At 67.5% G+C, this 17,985-nt stretch carries 17 protein-coding genes and 1 pseudogene; 14 read left to right on the top strand and 4 right to left on the bottom strand.

Annotated features, from left to right (window positions below; translation table 11 throughout):
- Positions 1–7 precede the first annotated feature (7 nt).
- From x551_RS01845 to x551_RS01805, 8 genes are read left to right on the top strand one after another with little or no spacing between them, the layout of a single operon-like run.
- A complete protein-coding gene (locus x551_RS01845) occupies positions 8–259 on the top strand; it encodes a hypothetical protein (RefSeq protein ID WP_231497471.1) in 252 nt (83 codons plus the stop codon).
- Complete coding sequence (traW, locus tag x551_RS01840; RefSeq protein ID WP_036229218.1) at positions 256–885, top strand: type-F conjugative transfer system protein TraW; 630 nt, start codon at positions 256–258, stop codon at positions 883–885. The genes x551_RS01845 and traW overlap by 4 nt, the downstream gene beginning before the upstream one ends.
- A complete protein-coding gene (locus x551_RS01835) occupies positions 882–1,904 on the top strand; it encodes a TraU family protein (RefSeq protein ID WP_036247370.1) in 1,023 nt (340 codons plus the stop codon). Before traW ends, x551_RS01835 begins: the two co-directional genes overlap by 4 nt.
- Positions 1,891–2,535, top strand: coding sequence for a type-F conjugative transfer system pilin assembly protein TrbC (gene trbC, locus x551_RS23965; protein WP_036229215.1), 645 nt, complete (start codon positions 1,891–1,893; stop codon positions 2,533–2,535). The genes x551_RS01835 and trbC overlap by 14 nt, the downstream gene beginning before the upstream one ends.
- A 4-nt stretch (positions 2,536–2,539) precedes the next feature.
- On the top strand, positions 2,540–4,933 hold the full coding sequence (traN, locus tag x551_RS01825) for a type-F conjugative transfer system mating-pair stabilization protein TraN (RefSeq protein WP_036229213.1): 2,394 nt from the start codon (positions 2,540–2,542) through the stop codon (positions 4,931–4,933).
- Positions 4,930–5,316: a hypothetical protein gene (locus x551_RS01820; protein WP_051495491.1), complete on the top strand. Its 387-nt coding sequence runs from the start codon at positions 4,930–4,932 to the stop codon at positions 5,314–5,316. The genes traN and x551_RS01820 overlap by 4 nt, the downstream gene beginning before the upstream one ends.
- Positions 5,317–5,324: 8 nt before the next feature.
- The gene (locus tag x551_RS26760; RefSeq protein ID WP_253950272.1) at positions 5,325–7,643 is read left to right on the top strand and encodes a conjugal transfer protein TraH; all 2,319 of its coding nucleotides are present in this window, start codon (positions 5,325–5,327) and stop codon (positions 7,641–7,643) included.
- 24 nt (positions 7,644–7,667) lie between these two features.
- On the top strand, positions 7,668–10,436 hold the full coding sequence (locus x551_RS01805) for a conjugal transfer protein TraG N-terminal domain-containing protein (protein ID WP_036229200.1): 2,769 nt from the start codon (positions 7,668–7,670) through the stop codon (positions 10,434–10,436).
- On the opposite strand, the gene x551_RS01800 is transcribed toward x551_RS01805, so the two are convergent.
- The gene (locus tag x551_RS01800; protein ID WP_036229196.1) at positions 10,437–10,760 is read right to left on the bottom strand and encodes a hypothetical protein; all 324 of its coding nucleotides are present in this window, start codon (positions 10,758–10,760) and stop codon (positions 10,437–10,439) included.
- A 188-nt stretch (positions 10,761–10,948) separates the two neighbouring features.
- On the opposite strand from x551_RS01800, the gene x551_RS01795 reads away from it, so the two are divergent.
- The 4 genes from x551_RS01795 (at position 10,949) to rpoZ (ending at position 13,332) form a co-directional block, all read left to right on the top strand.
- Positions 10,949–11,605, top strand: coding sequence for an integrase (locus x551_RS01795; RefSeq protein ID WP_231497468.1), 657 nt, complete (start codon positions 10,949–10,951; stop codon positions 11,603–11,605).
- Entirely contained in the window at positions 11,592–12,194 is a 603-nt protein-coding gene (locus tag x551_RS01790) for an RES family NAD+ phosphorylase (RefSeq protein ID WP_036229194.1), read from the top strand. The genes x551_RS01795 and x551_RS01790 overlap by 14 nt, the downstream gene beginning before the upstream one ends.
- A gap of 281 nt (positions 12,195–12,475) precedes the next feature.
- Complete coding sequence (gene gmk / locus x551_RS01785; protein ID WP_036229191.1) at positions 12,476–13,096, top strand: guanylate kinase; 621 nt, start codon at positions 12,476–12,478, stop codon at positions 13,094–13,096.
- 32 nt (positions 13,097–13,128) lie between these two features.
- A complete protein-coding gene (gene rpoZ, locus x551_RS01780; protein ID WP_011830300.1) occupies positions 13,129–13,332 on the top strand; it encodes a DNA-directed RNA polymerase subunit omega in 204 nt (67 codons plus the stop codon).
- A 63-nt stretch (positions 13,333–13,395) separates the two neighbouring features.
- Here rpoZ and x551_RS01775 read toward each other — a convergent pair whose 3' ends face one another.
- Genes x551_RS01775 through x551_RS01765 form a run of 3 tightly spaced genes read right to left on the bottom strand, consistent with a single transcriptional unit; the run spans position 13,396 to position 14,603 of the window.
- Complete coding sequence (locus x551_RS01775; protein WP_011830301.1) at positions 13,396–13,833, bottom strand: DUF6691 family protein; 438 nt, start codon at positions 13,831–13,833, stop codon at positions 13,396–13,398.
- 11 nt (positions 13,834–13,844) lie between these two features.
- Entirely contained in the window at positions 13,845–14,279 is a 435-nt protein-coding gene (locus x551_RS01770; RefSeq protein WP_011830302.1) for a YeeE/YedE family protein, read from the bottom strand.
- A 3-nt stretch (positions 14,280–14,282) separates the two neighbouring features.
- A complete protein-coding gene (locus tag x551_RS01765; RefSeq protein WP_036229186.1) occupies positions 14,283–14,603 on the bottom strand; it encodes a metalloregulator ArsR/SmtB family transcription factor in 321 nt (106 codons plus the stop codon).
- Between the two features lie 91 nt (positions 14,604–14,694).
- On the opposite strand from x551_RS01765, the gene x551_RS01760 reads away from it, so the two are divergent.
- Both x551_RS01760 and x551_RS01755 read left to right on the top strand, forming a co-directional pair.
- A complete protein-coding gene (locus tag x551_RS01760) occupies positions 14,695–15,594 on the top strand; it encodes an MBL fold metallo-hydrolase (protein ID WP_036229183.1) in 900 nt (299 codons plus the stop codon).
- A gap of 139 nt (positions 15,595–15,733) precedes the next feature.
- Positions 15,734–17,962: pseudogene (locus x551_RS01755) on the top strand (bifunctional (p)ppGpp synthetase/guanosine-3',5'-bis(diphosphate) 3'-pyrophosphohydrolase); the annotation flags it as partial.
- Between the last annotated feature and the right edge of the window lie 23 nt (positions 17,963–17,985).

Genomic DNA, 17,985 nt, shown 5'->3' with positions numbered 1-17,985 from the left:
AGGCGAGATGCCCATCGAGGACTACCTGGCGCTGCTGGCGCGCATTGCGCCGGCCGCCCACGACGGTGCCCGTGCGTACCGGCAGGCCTGGTTGCAGCGCTGCGGCCGTTCGTTGACGACCGCGGAGCTGCGCGTGGCGATGGCGGTGGGAGACGGCAACCCGGTGCTGATGGGCATGATCCGGGCGAGCCATCTGCGCGACGCCGCAGCGCTCGCCAGCCTCGCCTCCCAGATCGACTGCACGCGGGGTGCGCGATGAGCGGGGCTGCCACGCCGTTGTTGGTCGCGGCCTTGCTGGCCGTGTGCGGCAAGGCCGGCGCAGTCGACCTCGGCACCCTCGGGCCGACCTACGAGATTGCCGAGCCGCATCTGCTGGCCTTCATCGAGCAGCGGCTGCGCGAGAAGGAGCGCAGCGGCGAGCTGCAGCGGCTCGCGGAAGCGGCGCGGAGCCGCGGTATCGAGACCGTGCGCCAGCCGCTGGCGGTCGAGGGCCTGCGGACGACCGAGCGCCCGCGCACCTTCTACGTCGACCCGAGCTTCACGCTCGACCGCAACATAACCGATCCGCAGGGCCGCCTGATGTTCGCCGCGGGCACACGCAAGAACCCGCTCGAGGTCGTGTCGCTTTCGCGGCATCTGCTGTTCTTCGACGCTCGCGACCCGCGGCAGGTGAAACACGCCCGCGAGCTGAGCGGTCGCTACGCGGGCCGCATCAAGCCGATCCTGACGGGAGGCTCCTACCTCGACCTGATGAAGGCCTGGCGCGTGCCCGTGTACTACGACCAGTCCGGCACCCTCACGCGCCGCTTCGGCATCCGCCAGGTGCCGGCCCTGGTCTCGCAGGACGGACTGCGCCTGCGCATCGACGAACTGGTGCTGCCATGAACCTCGGCCGAATCCTGCGCGCCTGGGCCGCGGCAATGGCCACCACGCTCGCGACCGGCGCCGCGCTGGCCGGCGACAGCCTGACCTGCACCGGTCGGTTCCCGAACCCCATCACCGACATCTGCTGGAGCTGCATCCTGCCGATCACGCTGGGCGGTACCACGCTGGCGAATCTCGACGGGCAGGAAGACATCGCCAATCCGTCCAGCCCCGTCTGCAGTTGCGGCGTGAACCCGACCGTGGGCCTGTCGATCGGCTTCTGGGAGCCGGCACGCCATGTCGAGGCAGTGCGCAAGCCCTTCTGCCTGGCGTCGCTCGGTGGCGTCGATCTGGACCCCGGCATCGATGCGCCGACTGCCGCGCGCTTCACGCGGCCCGAGGGCGACGGTGACGGCGGCAGCTTCTACCAAGCGCACTTCTACATGAACCCGGTGCTGTACTGGCTCGAGGTCGTGACGGATTTTCCATGCCTGGAACGTGGTTCGTTCGACCTTGCCTACCTCACCGAAGTCGATCCGCTGTGGAACGACGATGAACTGACACTCATCCTCAACCCCGAGGCAGTGCTGTTCGCTAATCCGGTGGCGGTGGCGGCGTGCGCGGCGGACTGCGTCGCAGCGACGGCCGGATTCGGCATGCCCGAGTTGTTCTGGTGTGCGGGCTGCCAGGGCGGCCTCTACCCGCTCGACGGCCACGTGCCCTACCACCTGGGCGGCGTGCGCACGGCGGCGCTGATCGCCCAGCGCCTGACCGCCAAGATGCACCGCGAACTGCTGGCCTGGGGCTGGCATGGCAGGGCCGGGCTCTGCGGCCCCTACTTCCTGCCGGCGATGGACAAGACCGCCTACAAGACCCAGCTGACCTACCCGGTGGCGAACACCGCCAAGGACCGCGGGCGCTGCTGCCAGCCCTTCGGCCGCAGCACCATCGTCTGGGGCGCCGGCAAGGAGTACCCGGTGCGCGGCGAGGACTTCGCCTTCATGTTGTTCCGCAAGAGGAACTGCTGTGTGGGCTACTGAATTCCTTCGCCTCGCCGCACGCGTGGCCGCGGCCGGGCTCTTGTTCGCTGCCGCGGCGGTGCGCGCGCAAGCCCTCGTCGGCCTTCCTCCCGCCAAAGTGATGCCACGGGTGGATGCCCTGCCCGTACCGGCCACGCAGACTCCAGTGGACCTGGAGGCGCTGGCCCGGGGATTCGCAACCGCGACGGGGACACCTGCACTGCCAGGCGCCGACGAGCCACGCCTAATCGTTTTCATCAGCCTGTCCATGCCGGAGGGCGCGCTGGCGCGGCTGGTGGACCAGGCGGCACGTGCTCGCGCGCAGTTGCTGCTGCGCGGACTGTCAGCGGGGTCGCTGCCTCGCACCGCGGCGCGCATCCAGCAACTGATCGGCACGCGGGCAGTGTCGGTGCAGATTGACCCACGGGCATTCGATCGGTACGCGATCCAGCGCGTGCCGTCGTTCGTTCTCGCCCGCGCAGGCGGGCAAGACGCCGCCTGCAGCGGCGAGCAGTGTGCGCGAGCCGACGACCATGTCATGGCAGCCGGCGATGTCAGCCTCGACTACGCGCTGGCGCAGTTCCAGCGCTCGGCGCCGGCCTTCGCGAAGGACGCCGGCCGTTTCCTGGCCCGACTCGGCCGCCGGGAGTGATGCCATGCGCAAGCTGATTGCCTCCTTCACCGCGTTCTGCGTGGCCGTGACCCCGGTCACCGCGCCAGCCGGCCCGCACGAGGAAGGCGTCGCAGCAGGCCGGGCCGCCAACCCGGCAGCCCGCGCCACCGTCACTGCGCCGAGCGCCACCAGCGCCGTACCGGGCTACACCGCCGCCCCACCCGAGTCTGCGTACTACCGCCAGCCCAACCTGTCGTCGCAGGGCAGCGCACGGCTGTCGCTGTGCGCCACGTTGCCGAACGACCCGGTGTGCCAGGCCCAGCGCGGTGCGATGGGGTCGGCGAACCTGCCCCGTCCGGCGATCGGACCCGGCGACCCCTCGGTGTCCACAGCGCATGGCATCGCCCGTGCGCCATCCAGCGTGCTCGAGAACCTGGCGTCGTACTACAGCGGATGCACGACCACGACGACCGCGCTGCCGGCCGGCACGCAGACCCGCAGTTGCCTGCGCTACGAAGGCGTGGGCAGCTACCGCTGCATGCGCAGTCTGACAGTCGGCATTGAGCGCAGCACCAACTGCACCCCCGGCGACTGGTTCGCCCACGCCGGCGTAGGCCGCACCGGCGTGGACGCGCAGTGCCTGCCAGACCGCCCGGAGACGGCGCAGCACTTCCGCGTCACGCAGGACGCATCGCCGCTGGCCTTCTTCGACGTCGACATGACGACACCGGTGCTGTTCCCGCAGATGGTCGCGGTGCTGGGCACCAGCTACTCCTGGAGCACCGGCACGGAGATCCGCACCGGCGTCTGGGTTGCCGACAAGGCCTGCACTGGCGACGCCTGCGCACTGACGGCCATGATCGCAGCCGAGCGGGCCGAGGTCTGCACCGGCGGCGGTGACTCCGGCTACAGCTGCACCAGCGTCGAGCCCTTCCTGAGGCGCTATGCGGCCTGCCCGGCTGGTACGCAAAGCGGCGATCTGATCCAGGACACCGTCTGCCAGGGTGACAGCGGCTGCACGACGACGGCGCTCGACGGCACGCGCTGCTATGCGCCGGCCAATGGCGCCACAGCGCTGGTCGGTTACGACGTGACGGCCAGCCTGCCCGGCTACTACTGGAACCTCGACAGCGACCGCAGCGTCGTCGGCTGGGACCCGAACCCGGCCTACGGGCCGATCCCGACGATGCGACTGTCGTACACCCGACCCCGCACCACCCTCACCGAGACCGACCGCTGGGACGACCAATGCCCCGCCGTCGCCGACGGCAGTCGTTGTACCGTGCAGACCGCGGCCGTATGCACCGAAGGTCCGGCGACGAAGGTGATTGACGGGGCATCGGTGACCCGCGACTGCTGGCAGTACGAGAGCACGATGAACTGCACCGGCACCGCGCCGGGCAGCCAGTGCGGGCCGCTGGTCGCCGCCGGCTGCTCGCCCTCGGGCTCGGTCTGCCGACGCAGCAACCCCGTCACCGGCGCCTGCGAGGTGCACGAGGACAGCTACAGCTGCCCGGTGCCGGCACAGACGGTGACCAGCGCCAGCAACTGCCCGTCGAACGTCTTCTGCCTGCAGGGCAACTGCTACGACATCAGCCACGCGAACGATCCCGACTTCGCGCGCAGCATGTCGATGCTCGAGGCCGCGCGGGAAGCCGGCGTCTACCTCGACACCGACCGCATGCAGGTCTTCAAGGGCGAGGAGAACCGCTGCCGCGACCGGCTGCTGAACAACTGCTGCTATGCCGACAGCGCCGGCGCCGGCATGACCAACCAGAGCCCGTTCGGCACGGGCTCGCGGCTGGTGTACGACGTGCTGATGAACGCAGAGAACCGGCAGTTCATCTACCAGGGCATGCAGGCCTTGCTGCTCGGGGGCGGTTTCAGCGGCACCTTCACCACCTACGGCGTCACCGTGGCGGTCAATGGCGCGGCGCTGCCCGCCGGCTCGGCGGTGCTCTATGCCGGCGACAGCCTGGTGGTTGCCTTCGATCCGTGGAGCCTTGCCATCGCGGTCGTGATCTACGTCGTGATGGCGGCGATGTCCTGCGACGAGGAGGAAGGCAAGCTTGCGATGAAGGAGGGCGCCGGCCTGTGTCATTCCGTTGGCACCTACTGCTCGTCCTGCATCCGTGTCCTCGGCTCCTGCGTCTCGTGCATCACGCACACCACGCGCAAGTGCTGCTTCAACAGCATGCTGGCCCGCATCGTCAACGAGCAGGGGCGAACGCAGGTCGGCAAGGGCTGGGGCAGTGCGCAGAACCCAGATTGCTCGGGCTTCACCGTTGCGCAGTTGCAGTCGTTGGACTTCGCGGCGATGGACCTGAGCGAGTTCTATGCCTCGCTGGTGCCGACCCTGCCCAACGTGGCCACTCTTCAGGGCCAGAGTGGCGGGCGCATCCCGACCTGCTACTACGGTCAGGGGAGGTGCCAATGAGCCGCCATCACGTCCGTCGGGCATTGCCGCTGGGGCTTGCAATGGCCCTCTTCTCGTCCATGGCCACGGCCCAGGAACGCCTCCCGGTGCCCGATGCGCGTCCGCTGCTGCTTGCGGCCATCGATGCACCGGACGGGCGTGCGCACGGCGTGCTGTCGGGACCGATGGCGGACGCCGTCACGGCGCGTTTCAAGGCCACGTCGCCGGTCTACATCGACGTGATCACGGAGCGCCGCTATGCGCAACCGGGCTGCCGTCGTCTGAAGGTGAGCTTCTGGCAGGACGGTGTGCAGCTTCCCGGAGAGTCAGGGCCGCGCCGACGGACCATCGACTTCGGCATCAACTACTGCCGCGACGGACTGCCGCCGCGCTCGCTGTCCTGAGGTGCGCGATGCAAGGCACCCACCGCCTGATGTTGCTCGTGCTTGCCGGCGCATGTGCTTCATCGGCAGCAAGCGGGGCCGAGAACGATTCACCCCGCTTCTGGGGCGACACATGGCGCGGCTGGCACTTCTACGAGGACCCGACGCCCGAGCCCGACCCACCTCAATCCGTGCCGCCCAAGCCAGCGGGGCCGCCCGCTGCAGCCCGCGATCCCCGCCGTGAGCCCCGGCCGCCAGAACTGGTGGAACTCGAGCGCCTGCGCAAGCGGGTCGAGGATCTGCGCGGCATCGCCGTCATGCGGCCCACAGAGGCCAACGTGCGGCGCTACATGGAGCTCGAGGCCAAGGTCGTCGCCCAGGCTTCGGCCTTTGCCGACGTGGCGCAGCGGGTCGCCTGGACCACGCCCGAGCTCGATCCGTCCCTGCAGGGACGCCCGGTCAACGCCAAGGCGCTGGAAGTCTTCGAGGCCCAGCAACTGGGCGAACGCTCGCGTTCGATCACCCAGTTGGGTCGCGACCATGTGCTGCTGTTCTTCTTTCGCGGCGACTGCCCCTACTGCCACGCCTTCGCGCCGACGCTGGAAGCGTTTCAAGGTCGTCACGGTATCCGCGTCGAAGCCGTCAGCCTCGACGGCGGCACGCTGCCGGGCTTCGCGTCCGCGCGCCGCGACAACGGCGCGGCCACCGCGCTGCGCGTGGCCCAGGTGCCCGCCGTCTACCTGGCGCAGCCTTCACCGGCCGCATCGTGCCCATCGGCTTCGGTGTGCTGTCCGAGTCGCAACTGCTCGAGCGCATCTCCGCCGCTGCAGCACCCGCCTTCGAGGCCATGGTGCCCAGCGCCGTGCGACAGCTCGGAGTGCCCTGATCCCGTCCCCAGGAGAATCGGCATGCCCAACCGCCCGTCCCAACGCACCTGCGCTGCACTCGTCACCCTGGCCATCACGTGGCATGCCGGGGCGGCACGAGCCGGCGACCTCAACGCCGAGGTGAACACGATGTTCAACAACCTCGGCACGATCGGGAACTACACCGCGCCGGGCGCATTTCGCGGGCAGACCTTCAACACCTACACCGGCGGCAGCCTGTTCATGCGCTCGCCGAACAAGGTCTACCAGCTTGCCGCGATCCAGTTCCCCAGCGGCAAGGCCGGCTGCGGCGGCATCGACGTCTTCGGCGGGTCGTTCTCGCACATCTCCGCCGAGGAGTTCAAGAACATGCTGCGCAACATCACGGCCGCGCTGCCCGGCATCGCCTTTCAACTCGCGCTGGAGTCGGTCTCGCCGCTGCTGGGTGGCCTGACGAAGTGGGCGAAGGGCCTGGAGACCTGGATCAACAACGCGCGCATCAACTCGTGCGAAACCGCGAAGGCCATCGTCAGCACGGCGGCCGAGGCCACGGGCTACAGCTCGCAGGAGGCCTGCGCCGACCTGGCCATCGAGATGGGCCTGGAAAGCGACCGCGACGCGGCCCGGCGCCGATGCGCCAGCGACCGGCCGAGCATCCTGGCCTCGGCGCGCAGTTCCGCAGATCCCAACGTCCGAAACAAGGCGCCCTTCGTCGGCAACCTCACCTGGAAGGCTCTGCAGCGCACCGGCACGGCGCTGGACGACGCCGAGCGCGAGTTGATCATGAGCATCGTCGGCACGGTCATCTTCCATCCGGAGAGCGCGAACCGCGACCCGGAGCCTGTGCCACCGACGATCACCTCGATCAGCCAGTTGCTCTACGGCCAGGCGGCGGCGACCGGCACGAACGTCACCCAGCACCTGCTGCGCTGCAACGACTACACGAACTGCGATGTCGTCACGCTGAACACGGGCTACACGCACACGCCCTTCACGGCCCGCGTCGAGACCATGATGCGGTCGATCGCCGACAAGATCGCCACGCGCACGGCGATCCCGAACAACTCGGCCGAGGTCGGCTTCGTCAACCAGACCACCGAGCCCGTCTACCGGATGTTGTCGATCGGCGCGACCATCCCTGGCTCGGGCTTGGCCGACAGCCTGATCGGCCAGTACCGCGACGTGATCGCGGCCGACTACGCCTACGTCTTCCTCGAACGGAACCTGCGGCTGGGCATGGCCGCGCTAGACAAGGACTACACGCTGCAGCAAAGCCAGCGCGAGCTTGCCAACCAGGTGCGCCAGCGTGCCCAGGCCATGCTGCTGCAGCTGTCGCAGGAGAAGAACCTGCTATACCAGAAGGTCGGCTCCTTCCGCGCCGTCTCCAGTCACCTGGAGCAACTCGAGCGGCAACTGCGCTCCAGCATGCCGCAGCACGTGATGGACATGCTGGGGCAGCGCGCGGCCTACGTGGCGCGATAGCCGCTCCGATTCATCGAGGCGGCCATGTGGGAGATCTTCGCCTACCAGAACGCGGACAGCCTGTTCGGCATCTTCAATGCCGCCGCAGCCATCCATGCGTCGAGCGACTACGCGGCCGCTGTCGCGGCGGTCGCCTTCTGCGGTTTCATCGCCGCTCTGCTCGCGTATGCCTTCGCCCCCGACAAGCTGCAGGGCTGGAAGTGGCTGGCCACAGTGTTGCTGGTGTTCTCGGTGCTGATCGTGCCCCGCGTGACGGTGGGCATCGTGGACAAGACCGGCGGCTCGGCGGTGAAGGTTGTCGCCAACGTCCCGTTTGGCGTGGCGATGCTCGGCAGCATCACCAGCACCATCGGTCACACGCTGACCGGCCTCTTCGAGACCGCGTTCCAGGTCATCCCCGGCGCAGGCGCGATGCCGGCGGAACTGAGCTACGAGCGCAACGGCCTGATGTTCGGCAACCGCCTGATCCGCGAGACCGGAAACGTGGTGTTCCAGGACCCCACCTTCCGCACCGACCTGATCAACTTCATCCACAACTGCACGATGTACGACCTGATCGACGGCACCGTCGATCCGGCCGCTTTCTCCACCTCCGACGACGTGTGGGCGCTCATGGCCACACCGAACCCAGCCCGCTTCAGTACGGTGACCGGCGCCGGCGGCGCGGTGACCGTCGACACCTGCCCCAACGTCTACGGCAACCTGAACGGCCGCCTGCCGGCGCAGGTTTCGCGCATCGAGGGCCGGCTGGCCTTCCAGCTGAACCCCACGCTGCCCAGCGCGGCCGCGACTGCCGCGATCGCCGGCCAGATCCAGCAGGCCTACATCCGCAACAGCATCGCAACGGCGGCCGCGACGGCAACCGACCTGATCCGGCAGAACGCCGTGCTCAATGCGATCAGCGACACCAGCAACATCATCGGCCAGAAGGTGAACGACCCTGCGGCGATGGTGCTCGCGGTCGGCCGGGCGCAGGCGGTGGCCCAGCAGAACGCGACCTGGATGAACTACGGCAAGGTGGCAGAACAGTCGCTGCCGGTGTTCCGCAATGTCGTCGAAGCCCTCACCTACGCCCTGTTCCCGCTCTTCGTGCTGCTGCTCCTGCTGACCAGCGGGCGCGAGTCGATGATCGCCTTCAAAGGCTATGCAGCTATCCTGATCTGGATCCAGCTATGGCCGCCGCTGTACGCGGTGCTCAACTACATGGCCTCGGTGTACGCCGCCTACGACCTGGCCGCCGCGTCGGACCTGGGCACCGGCACCAAGGCCCTCGCGCTGCAGACCGCATCGACGATCTACTCGCGGGCGATCTCCGGCGAGGCGGTGGTCGGCTACCTGGCCATCAGCATTCCCTTCATCGCCTGGGCCGCACTCAAGCGCATGGAGAACTTCGGCACCGCGCTCGTTGGCGGCTTGTCCGGGCTGCAGGGCATGCTGGCCGGCAGCACGGCAGGAGCCGCCGTCGGCAACGTGGCTATGGGCAACGTCGCGATGGATCAGTTGCAGCTGGCACCGAACCGTACGTCGGCTTTCATGAGTTCCTGGCAGAGCGATCTCAGCGGCAACACCTTCACATCGAGCGCACTCACCGGTCGCACGGCCGCGAGCCTGCTGCGCAACCAGGGCTTCGCCTCGCGCGTGGTGTCGATGCGGGTCAGTGAACAGGACGTGACCGAAGCGAGCCGTCAGGCAGACGCAGCGCGGGGCGAGATGGTGGCCGCGAGCAACGAGCGGTCCACCGTCCTGACCGAGGCCTTCACCAAGGGGCTGGCAAAGCTCAAGTCGTCGCGCAGTTCGTCGGGCACGTCGACGAGCAGCTTCGAGCAACTGGGCGAGACGCTGACGCGGCTGGACCAGATCACGAAGACTGTGGCTGACAGCACGGGCTTGACTCAGGCGCAGGTGGCCAGCATCGCCTTCGGCGCCTCGGCGCACCTTGGCCTGAGCACGCCTGTTGCCGGAGCGTCGGTCCAGGGGAACGCCGGCAAGAGCTATCAGACAGGCCTGTCGGCGGATCAGCGCAAGGTTCTCGGAGCGATGAGCAACGAGCAGATCGCAGAGTTCAAGCAGTTTGGCGATCGCGTTTCGCGAGACGCATCAACCGTTGCATTGTTCGCAGCTGACTCGCGAGAGTCCCGCGAGCTTGCCTCGAGGCTGGCGAGCATATCCTCGAGATCAGAGCGTGCCGAAGCTTCCTATGGCGAGCGGAGTGCTCTCGCAGAACGTCTCTCATCCGCGCGCGAGCGTGGCGAAGTGTTGTCGATCGACATCGCGCAGGACCCATACAACCTCGAGATGTTCATGCGGTACGCCGAACGGTACGGCGGCAACAGCGCAGCCGCGCTTTCGCTGATGGACTCCGAACTTGCGCGACAGGGGTTACCGCCGACGCGGGTCTTCTCGAACGGTGTCGCGGTTCCGGAGTCGTTCGCTCGCCTGCACGGTGAGTTTCAAGAGGACAGCGCGGCGACGAAGCTCAATCCCAAGCTCGATGCGGCCCCGCGGATTCCAGGGGTGCTTCCTCGAAGCGAACTTCCGTCGGGCGCCACAACGTCCGAGCAGAACGATCTCCGCGACGACGTCCGACGTAGTGGCGCTCAGTTGCGTGTTCGAGCAGACGACGCTCGCGCGGGTTTCGATGCAAAGGACGGCACATCTCGATCCGCTGATGGGACGCTTTCGACCGAGAAGTCCCTCCTCCTGCAGACGGGCCGGCAAGTCGCCGCCGATGCGGGCTCGACCCTTGACGAAGCGCGCAAGGCCGCGGGCGACCTGCTCAAAAAGAATCGCTAGTCAATCGACGCGGTCTGGATCAAGCATATGGCGATCGGGCTCGGAACGAGTGGGACGCATGAACGGAGGGTGGCCCCCGTCCCGCCAGTAGTTCCGATCCCGATCTTCTGGCCCGCTGCCCATGCCGAACGAAGCATCGAGCGCCTCGGGCCGACGCACTCCTGCCCCCCTGGCAACCCGCCCGATTGCGCCTCCGATGGCCGCGCCGGCGACGCATCCGATGCTGATCATCACCGCCCGGACGCTCCAGGCGTCTTGCGCGGCAACGAGCAGCCCCGCCACCCCCCCGATGGCGATACAGGCGAAGAAGACCAACTTGCGCATCTCGCTATCCACTGGGTTCCAAGCGTAGCGACAGGCGCAGAAAAGGCAATCTGCCTGGAGCGGCGGGCGGCGGCGCGGCGCAAGCGCCACCGAAAAGCGTCGGCCGCCCTGCAACACTCGCCAAGTCGATGTTGTCAAAGTTGACATACGAGACAAACGAGACTAATCTGCCGCATCTCAGTGCGTACATGGAGTTCGCCATGCGCAAGGCACAAGCGGCATCAGTTTTGAACCAACCACTTGTCACCCCGACGGAAGTTCGCCGCTTCGACAAGGCGGTCACGGTTCGCGACCGTGGCGCATTCCTCTTCGAGCTTGACCGCCTTGTTCGAGAGAAGGTGGCGGCTGCCACGAACATCGCCGACGAGGCGACACCCCTGACCGAAGCACTGGGCCGGAAGGCCGCGGCGCTGCGCGCAGCCGCCTCCTGGGCGCCGACGGCCGCCGACGTCCAGCGAGGCCGCGCTGAACTGCTGCGCGAGTTCGAGCAGCCGCACAACCTGCCGCTTGCCGACTTCGTGCGCCTAGCCCACAAGTCCCGCCAGCAGATCTACAAGGACATCGCTGCCCGCAGATTGCTTGCTCTGGACGTCGGTCGTCGCGGTCAGCGCATTCCCGACTGGCAACTGGAGGCACCAGGCCTGCAGCTGACGCGCACCGTGCTCCAGGCTGCGGAAGATGTCGACGCCTGGACGGTCTACCGCGCCTTGACGGAGCCCTGCGAAGCGCTGGGCGGCCAATCTCCGGCGGCGAGCGCGAATCGAGGCAACGTCGACGCGACCGCGCGCGTCGTGCTTGCTTCACTCGGCGTGCAGCGGGCGGAGCGCGGCGGTGCCGACGCCTGATGTTCCGGCCCGAATCATCCTCGCGGGGGAACTGCTCCAGCACGTGAGTCGTGCCGCGTATCGCGGCACAGCCCTTCACTTCGGACGTTCGGGAGGCAATCGTTACGACGACCTGGGCCTCCAGTACGGCACGCTCTATGTCGGCTTCGACCTGGCGACCGCGCTCATGGAGTCGGTCTTCCGCCAGCACCGTTGGGGCCAGCGCTCCAAGCGCGCAATCACCCGAACCGAGGTGTACGCGCGCACAGTCAGGGCGATCGGCGTCCTCGAGCCGCTGTCGCTGGCCGATCTCACTGCGCCCGGCGTGATGGCATCGCAGTTCGGATTGAACCTGTCCCAGCTGGCCAGCCGTCGCTACGTTCACACGCAGCGCATCGCTGCGCTGGTACACGAGCTCGCCGAGCCGGATGGCGCGCCTCGATTCGACGGCGTGCTCTACCCGTCGCGTAACAATCACCCGGCCGCGTGCGCCGCACTGTTCGACCGTGCAGCCGAGAAGCTCTTGCTCGTCGACGACATCGCGCTGCGCGACCATGTCGACTGGCCGTCGTTTCTCACCAGGTACCAAGTCTTCGTTTTGCCCGTGTGAAGTCAGCGCCTTCAACTGGAACCACTAGGCGAGCATCTTCACGTCAAGCGACGCTCTCGCCAACACCTTGTGTGCGCTCGCTGCTGCTAGACTTTTGCCTGCCGCTTCAGTGGAAAGGTCAGGCCTCGAAAGTGCCACGACGTGCCACTGAAGCGCACGTTGGATGTGGGGTGCTTCGTGGGGGTTTTGTCCGCCAAGACACGAAAGTTCCATACGCATCAACGGCTTAGATTCGTACTCGACATTCAGGTGCAGAACATCGAATGAGGCCCTGACACCCGATGGACACCCCTGGCAACCTCTTCGTCGTTGCGGCCCCCAGCGGAGCCGGCAAATCGAGCCTGGTCAAGGCGCTGCTCGAACTGGACTCGCACCTCGCGGTCTCTATTTCGCACACCACCCGGCCGCCGCGCGGGCAGGAGGTCGAGGGACGCGAATACCATTTCGTCGAGGAGCCGACCTTTCGCGACATGGTCATGGAGGGCGCGTTCTTCGAATGGGCGGAGGTGCACGGCAACCTGTACGGAACGTCGCGCATCGCGATCGAACAGCGATTGCAGGATGGCGAGGACGTCGTGCTAGAGATCGATTGGCAGGGCGCGCTGCAGATCAAGCGGCTGTTCCCGAACGCCGTGCTGATCTTCATCCTGCCGCCGAGCTGGGACGAACTGCTCCAGCGCCTGCAGCGCCGCGGCGAGGACCCGCCGCCGGTCATCGAGACCCGGATGGCCAACGCCCGCCTCGAGGTGGCCCAGGCAAAGCATTTCGACTACGTGGTCATCAACGCGGTGTTCGAGACGGCCTTGTTCGACCTGAAAGCCATCGTCCACGCGCAGCGGCTAAAATACTCTCGTCTGCGCCGCAGCAAGGCGGCCGTGTTCCGGGCTCTGCACCTGGACTGATTCTCGTCACACCCCTCCCCGGAGCACCGTCCATGGCCCGCATCACCGTCGAAGACTGCCTGACCAAGATCCCGAACCGCTTCCAGCTCGTGCTGGCAGCCACCTACCGGGCTCGCATGCTAAGCCAGGGCCATGCGCCCAAGGTCGAGAGCAAGAACAAGCCCGGCGTGACCGCGCTGCGCGAGATCGCCGAAGGCCATGTGGGCCTGGAGATGCTGCGCAAGGTGCCGGTCTAAAGCCTCACGCCCGCTCGCGAACGGCCCGCCTCGGCGGGCCGTCGTCATTTTGGCGGCCCCGCCTCAGGCGACGCCGGTTGCGGTGATGCGCCGGCGCCGCTCCAACAGCTCGAACGCGCCCATGCCGACGAGCATCGCCGCCACGAACACCAGCGCCTTGAACTCGCCCATGCCCAAGGCGACCAGTCCGGGACCGGGGCAGAACCCGGCCAGGCCCCAGCCCACGCCGAACACCAGGCTGCCCAGCACCAGCCGGCGATCGATGTCGCGGGCCGCGGGCAATTGCATCGCAGCCCCCAGCAGGGACACGGTGCGGCGGCGCGCGACGAGGAACGCCACCGTTCCCACGGCGATCGCTCCGGCCATCACGAAGGCCAGCGACGGATCCCACGGGCCGGCGAGGTTCAGGAAACCGATCACCTTGGCCGGATTGGTCATGCCGGCGACGATGAGGCCCAGGCCGAACAGCAGGCCGGCCAGCAGGGACGTGAAGATCAGCATGGCGACGCTCCTCAGAAACCGAACACGTGGCGGACCGCGAACACGGTGGCAAAACCCGCGGCCATGAACGTCGCCGTGGCGACGAGCGAGCGCGGCGACAGCCGCGACAGACCGCAGATGCCGTGGCCGCTCGTGCATCCCGAGCCGTAGCGGCTGCCGGCCCCGACCAGCACGCCGGCCACGACGAGCGTGCCGAAACCCGCGTCGATCTGCGCCTTTGGCAGCGCGGCGAACAGCAGGTAGACGAACGGTGCGCCGATCAGGCCGGCCACGAAGGCGACGCGCCAAGCCGCATCGCCCCAGACGGGTCGCAGCAGGCCCCCGACGATGCCGCTGATGCCGGCGATCCTGCCGTTCAGCAGCACGAAGGCCGCCGCGGCCAGTCCGATCAGCAGGCCGCCGGCGAGCGCGGACCACGGGGTGTAGGCATTCCAGTCGATGTTCACGGCTCATTCCTCGGGACAGTAGAGGCGGTAGAGCACCGCCAGGATCTCGAGCATCGCGGGATCCGCGACGCTGTAGAAGATGTGCTTGCCTTGTCGCCGCGTGCTGACCACGCCCTCGGCGCGCAGGACGCCGAGCTGTTGCGACAGCGTCGGCTGGCGGATGGCGAGTTGCTCCTCCAACTCGCTGACGCAGCGCTCGCCCTGCGACAGCTGGCACAACAGCAGCAGCCGATCCTCGTTCGCCAGCAGCTTGAGAGCCCCGACGGCGCGCGCAGCGGCACCGCGCAGCGCGCCGGGGTCGATGGCAGTGGAGGTGGACTTCACGAAGCGCTCCAGAATTGGACTTGATATCAATATATAAATAAATATACTATAAATCAACAGAGCATCTGAACCCCTGAAACAAGGCCCGCCCATGAGCAAGCGAACCGCGACCCGCGCCTTCTACGATCCCCTGACCGGCACGGTCACCTACGTCGTGTGGGACACGGCGACGCGACGCGCCGCGGTGATCGACCCCCTGCTGGATTTCGAGTTCAAGGCAGGCCGCACCAGCACCGGCTCGGCCGATGTGGTGCTGGCCTGCCTGGCTGAACAGCAGTTGCAGGTGGACTGGATCCTCGAGACCCATGCCCACGCGGACCACCTGTCCGCGGCCCGCTATCTGCAGGGGCGCGTCGGCGGGCGCATCGCCATCGGCGAGAACATCCGAGCAGTGCAGGCTGTCTTCAAGAAGATCTACAACCTCGAGCGCAGCTTCCTGCCCGACGGCAGCCAGTTCGACCACCTGTTCCGCGACGGCGAGACGTTCCGGATCGGTGAGGTGGAAGCCACTGCCTTGCTCGTTCCGGGCCATACCCCGGCCGACATGGCCTACCTCGTCGATGGCCAGGTGTTCGTGGGCGACACGCTGTTCATGCCCGACGTGGGCAGCGCCCGAGCCGACTTTCCCGGGGGTGACGCACACCAGCTCTACCGCTCCATGCGCCGCCTGCTCGATCTGCCGCCAGACACCGTGATGTACGTCTGCCACGACTATCCGCCGCCGAACCGCCCGCCGCGCTGGGAGACGACGGTCGCCGATCAACGAGCCCGCAACATCCACGTCCACGATGGCATTGGCGAGACCGAGTTCGTGGCCATGCGCACCGCACGCGACGCGCAACTCGAGGTGCCCGCGCTGATCCTGCCCTCGCTGCAGGTCAACGTACGCGCCGGGCAGCTCCCGCCAGCGGAAAGCGATGGTGTCAGTTATCTGAAGATCCCGCTCAACGTGCTGGCGACGAAGCACGCACGCGAACCGAACCCGCGCTGACCCGGCCGGCGCCCGTCGTTCGGCAGGGTCGTTCCGCGTTCGCTGCAGTCCGGCTCGGCGAGCGCGCTACCATGAGCCCATGCCCTCTCGTGCCGTACTTGCCGTCCGCAAAAAGCTGAGTCAGGCGTTGCCGTCGTTCATGCTCGGCGGCAGTGCCGTGGCCGAGCAGGACGCGGCCACCAGCGATGCCGAGGCAGCATCTTTTGCCGCGCTGACGCACAAGCTGTCCTACCTCGACGCGGCCGACATCAAGCGCGTGCGCGAGGCCTACAAGTTTGCCGACGAGGCCCACCTCGGCCAGTTCCGCGCCAGCGGCGAACCCTACATCACGCACCCGATCGCGGTCGCCGGCCTGTGTGCCGATTGGAAGCTCGACGCACAGGCCATCATGGCCGCGCTGATGCACGACGCGATGGAAGACTGCGGCATCGGCAAGGCTGAGCTGATCGAGCGCTTCGGCGCGCCGACGGCCGATCTGGTCGACGGCCTCACCAAGCTCGACAAGCTGCAGTTCAGCACCCGAGAAGAGTCGCAGGCGGAGAGCTTCCGCAAGATGCTGCTGGCGATGGCGCGCGATGTGCGCGTGATCCTGGTGAAGCTGGCCGACCGGCTGCACAACATGCGCACGATCGATGCGATGCTGCCGGTCAAGCGCGAACGCATCGCGCGCGAGACGATCGAGATCTACGCACCGATCGCCCATCGGCTGGGCCTGAACGAGACCTATCGGCAGCTGCAGGAACTCTCGTTCCAGCAGCTGCGCCCGTGGCGCCATGCCGCGCTCAGCAAGGCGGTGCTGCGCGCCCGGGGCAACCGGCGCGACATCGTCGAGCGCGTTCAGCGCGATGTGGTGAAGGCCTTCAAGGAGGCCAAGCTCGCGGTGCAGGTGTCGGGCCGCGAGAAAACCATCTTCTCCATCTACAACAAGATGGACGAGAAGCGCCTGAGCTTCGCCCAGGTCAGCGACATCTTCGGATTTCGCATCGTCGTCAACACGCTGCCCGAGTGCTACCTGGCGCTGGGTGTGCTGCACCAGCTCTACAAGCCGGTGCCGGGCCGCTTCAAGGACTACATCGCGATCCCCAAGGCCAACGGTTACCAATCGCTGCACACCACGCTGGTCAGCCCGCTCGGTACTTCAGTCGAGTTCCAGATCCGCACGGCGCCGATGCACATGGTGGCCGAGAAGGGCATCGCGGCGCACTGGATGTACAAGACCCGAGGCAGCGCCGACGCCCAGAACATCGGCGCGATGTGGCTGCAGTCGCTGCTCGACATCCAGGACGAGACACGCGACTCGGCCGAGTTCCTGGAGCATGTCAAGATCGACCTGTTCCCCGACTCGGTCTACGTCTTCACCCCGAAGAGCAAGATCCTCGCGCTGCCGAAGGGCGCCACCCCGGTGGACTTCGCCTATGCGATCCACAGCGATGTCGGTGACCACTGCATCGCCGCCAAGATCAACGGCGAGCCCGCGCCGCTGCGCACCGCGCTGCGCAGCGGCGACGCGATCGAGATCGTCACCGCACCGGGCGCCCGCCCCAACCCGGCCTGGTTGAACTTCGTGCGCACTGGCCGCGCGCGCTCGCGCATCCGGCACTACCTGAAGAACATGGAGGCAGAGGAGTCCCTGCAACTCGGGCAGAAGCTGCTGGCGCAGGCGATCCGAGCCGAAGGCCTGTCCCTGCCTGCCGGCGACGAGACCTCGGCCGGCGCCGACGGTGCGCTGTGGCAGGCCCTGCTGCGCTGGAGCGGCACCAAGAAACGCGACGAGCTGCTGACCGAGATCGGCCTGGGCAAGAAGATCCCGACCATCGTCGCCAAGCGCATGGCCGCGCTGCTGGCCGAGCGTGGCGCGCGGCCCGATGCGCTGACCCTGACGATGGGCCGCTACGGTGCCGATGATGGAGCACCCTCTCAAGGCACCGTGGTCATCGATGGCAGCGAAGGTGCGACCGTGCAGTTGGCCGAATGCTGTCGGCCGGTACCCGGTGACTCGATCGTCGGCTACCTGGGGCGTGGCGAGGGCCTGATGGTGCACACCGGCGAGTGCAGCACTGCCAAGCGGCTGTTCGGGCGGGACAGCGAACCGTGGATCACGGTGGAGTGGTCCGAGGCTCCGCAACGCAGCTTCGAGACAGCGGTGACGGTGCTGGTCCACAACGGCAAGGGTGTGCTGGCGCAGATCGCCACGGCGGTGAGCGGCGCCGAGGCCGACATCGTGCACATCGACATGGGCGATGAGCGCGCCACCGAGACGACCGAACTGCGCCTGCTGCTTGCGGTACGTGACCGGCTGCACCTGGCCGACACCCTGCGGGCGTTGAAGCGTTCGCCGTCGGTATTGCGCGTGGCGCGCGTCAAGCCTGAGAACGCGGCCAGCGCCCGCGC

Origin of the sequence: Methylibium sp. T29 (assembly GCF_000576205.1) — a bacterium.
Lineage (GTDB): Bacteria > Pseudomonadota > Gammaproteobacteria > Burkholderiales > Burkholderiaceae_C > Methylibium > Methylibium petroleiphilum.
Note: the sequence above shows the minus strand (reverse complement) of the source record. Positions and strands in the feature narration are given on the sequence as shown.

Excerpts from the sequence above, each read along its gene's own strand:
- traN (WP_036229213.1), top strand. The coding sequence starts at position 2,540 with ATGCGCAAGCTGATTGCCTCCTTCACCGCGTTCTGCGTGGCCGTGACC.
- x551_RS01775 (WP_011830301.1), bottom strand. The coding sequence starts at position 13,833 with ATGCTGATCTTCACGTCCCTGCTGGCCGGCCTGCTGTTCGGCCTGGGC.
- x551_RS26760 (WP_253950272.1), top strand. The coding sequence starts at position 5,325 with ATGCAAGGCACCCACCGCCTGATGTTGCTCGTGCTTGCCGGCGCATGT.
- x551_RS01805 (WP_036229200.1), top strand. The coding sequence starts at position 7,668 with ATGTGGGAGATCTTCGCCTACCAGAACGCGGACAGCCTGTTCGGCATC.
- x551_RS01795 (WP_231497468.1), top strand. The coding sequence starts at position 10,949 with ATGGAGTTCGCCATGCGCAAGGCACAAGCGGCATCAGTTTTGAACCAA.
- traW (WP_036229218.1), top strand. The coding sequence starts at position 256 with ATGAGCGGGGCTGCCACGCCGTTGTTGGTCGCGGCCTTGCTGGCCGTG.
- x551_RS01820 (WP_051495491.1), top strand. The coding sequence starts at position 4,930 with ATGAGCCGCCATCACGTCCGTCGGGCATTGCCGCTGGGGCTTGCAATG.
- rpoZ (WP_011830300.1), top strand. The coding sequence starts at position 13,129 with ATGGCCCGCATCACCGTCGAAGACTGCCTGACCAAGATCCCGAACCGC.
- x551_RS01800 (WP_036229196.1), bottom strand. The coding sequence starts at position 10,760 with ATGCGCAAGTTGGTCTTCTTCGCCTGTATCGCCATCGGGGGGGTGGCG.
- gmk (WP_036229191.1), top strand. The coding sequence starts at position 12,476 with ATGGACACCCCTGGCAACCTCTTCGTCGTTGCGGCCCCCAGCGGAGCC.
- x551_RS01760 (WP_036229183.1), top strand. The coding sequence starts at position 14,695 with ATGAGCAAGCGAACCGCGACCCGCGCCTTCTACGATCCCCTGACCGGC.
- x551_RS01835 (WP_036247370.1), top strand. The coding sequence starts at position 882 with ATGAACCTCGGCCGAATCCTGCGCGCCTGGGCCGCGGCAATGGCCACC.
- x551_RS01845 (WP_231497471.1), top strand. The coding sequence starts at position 8 with ATGCCCATCGAGGACTACCTGGCGCTGCTGGCGCGCATTGCGCCGGCC.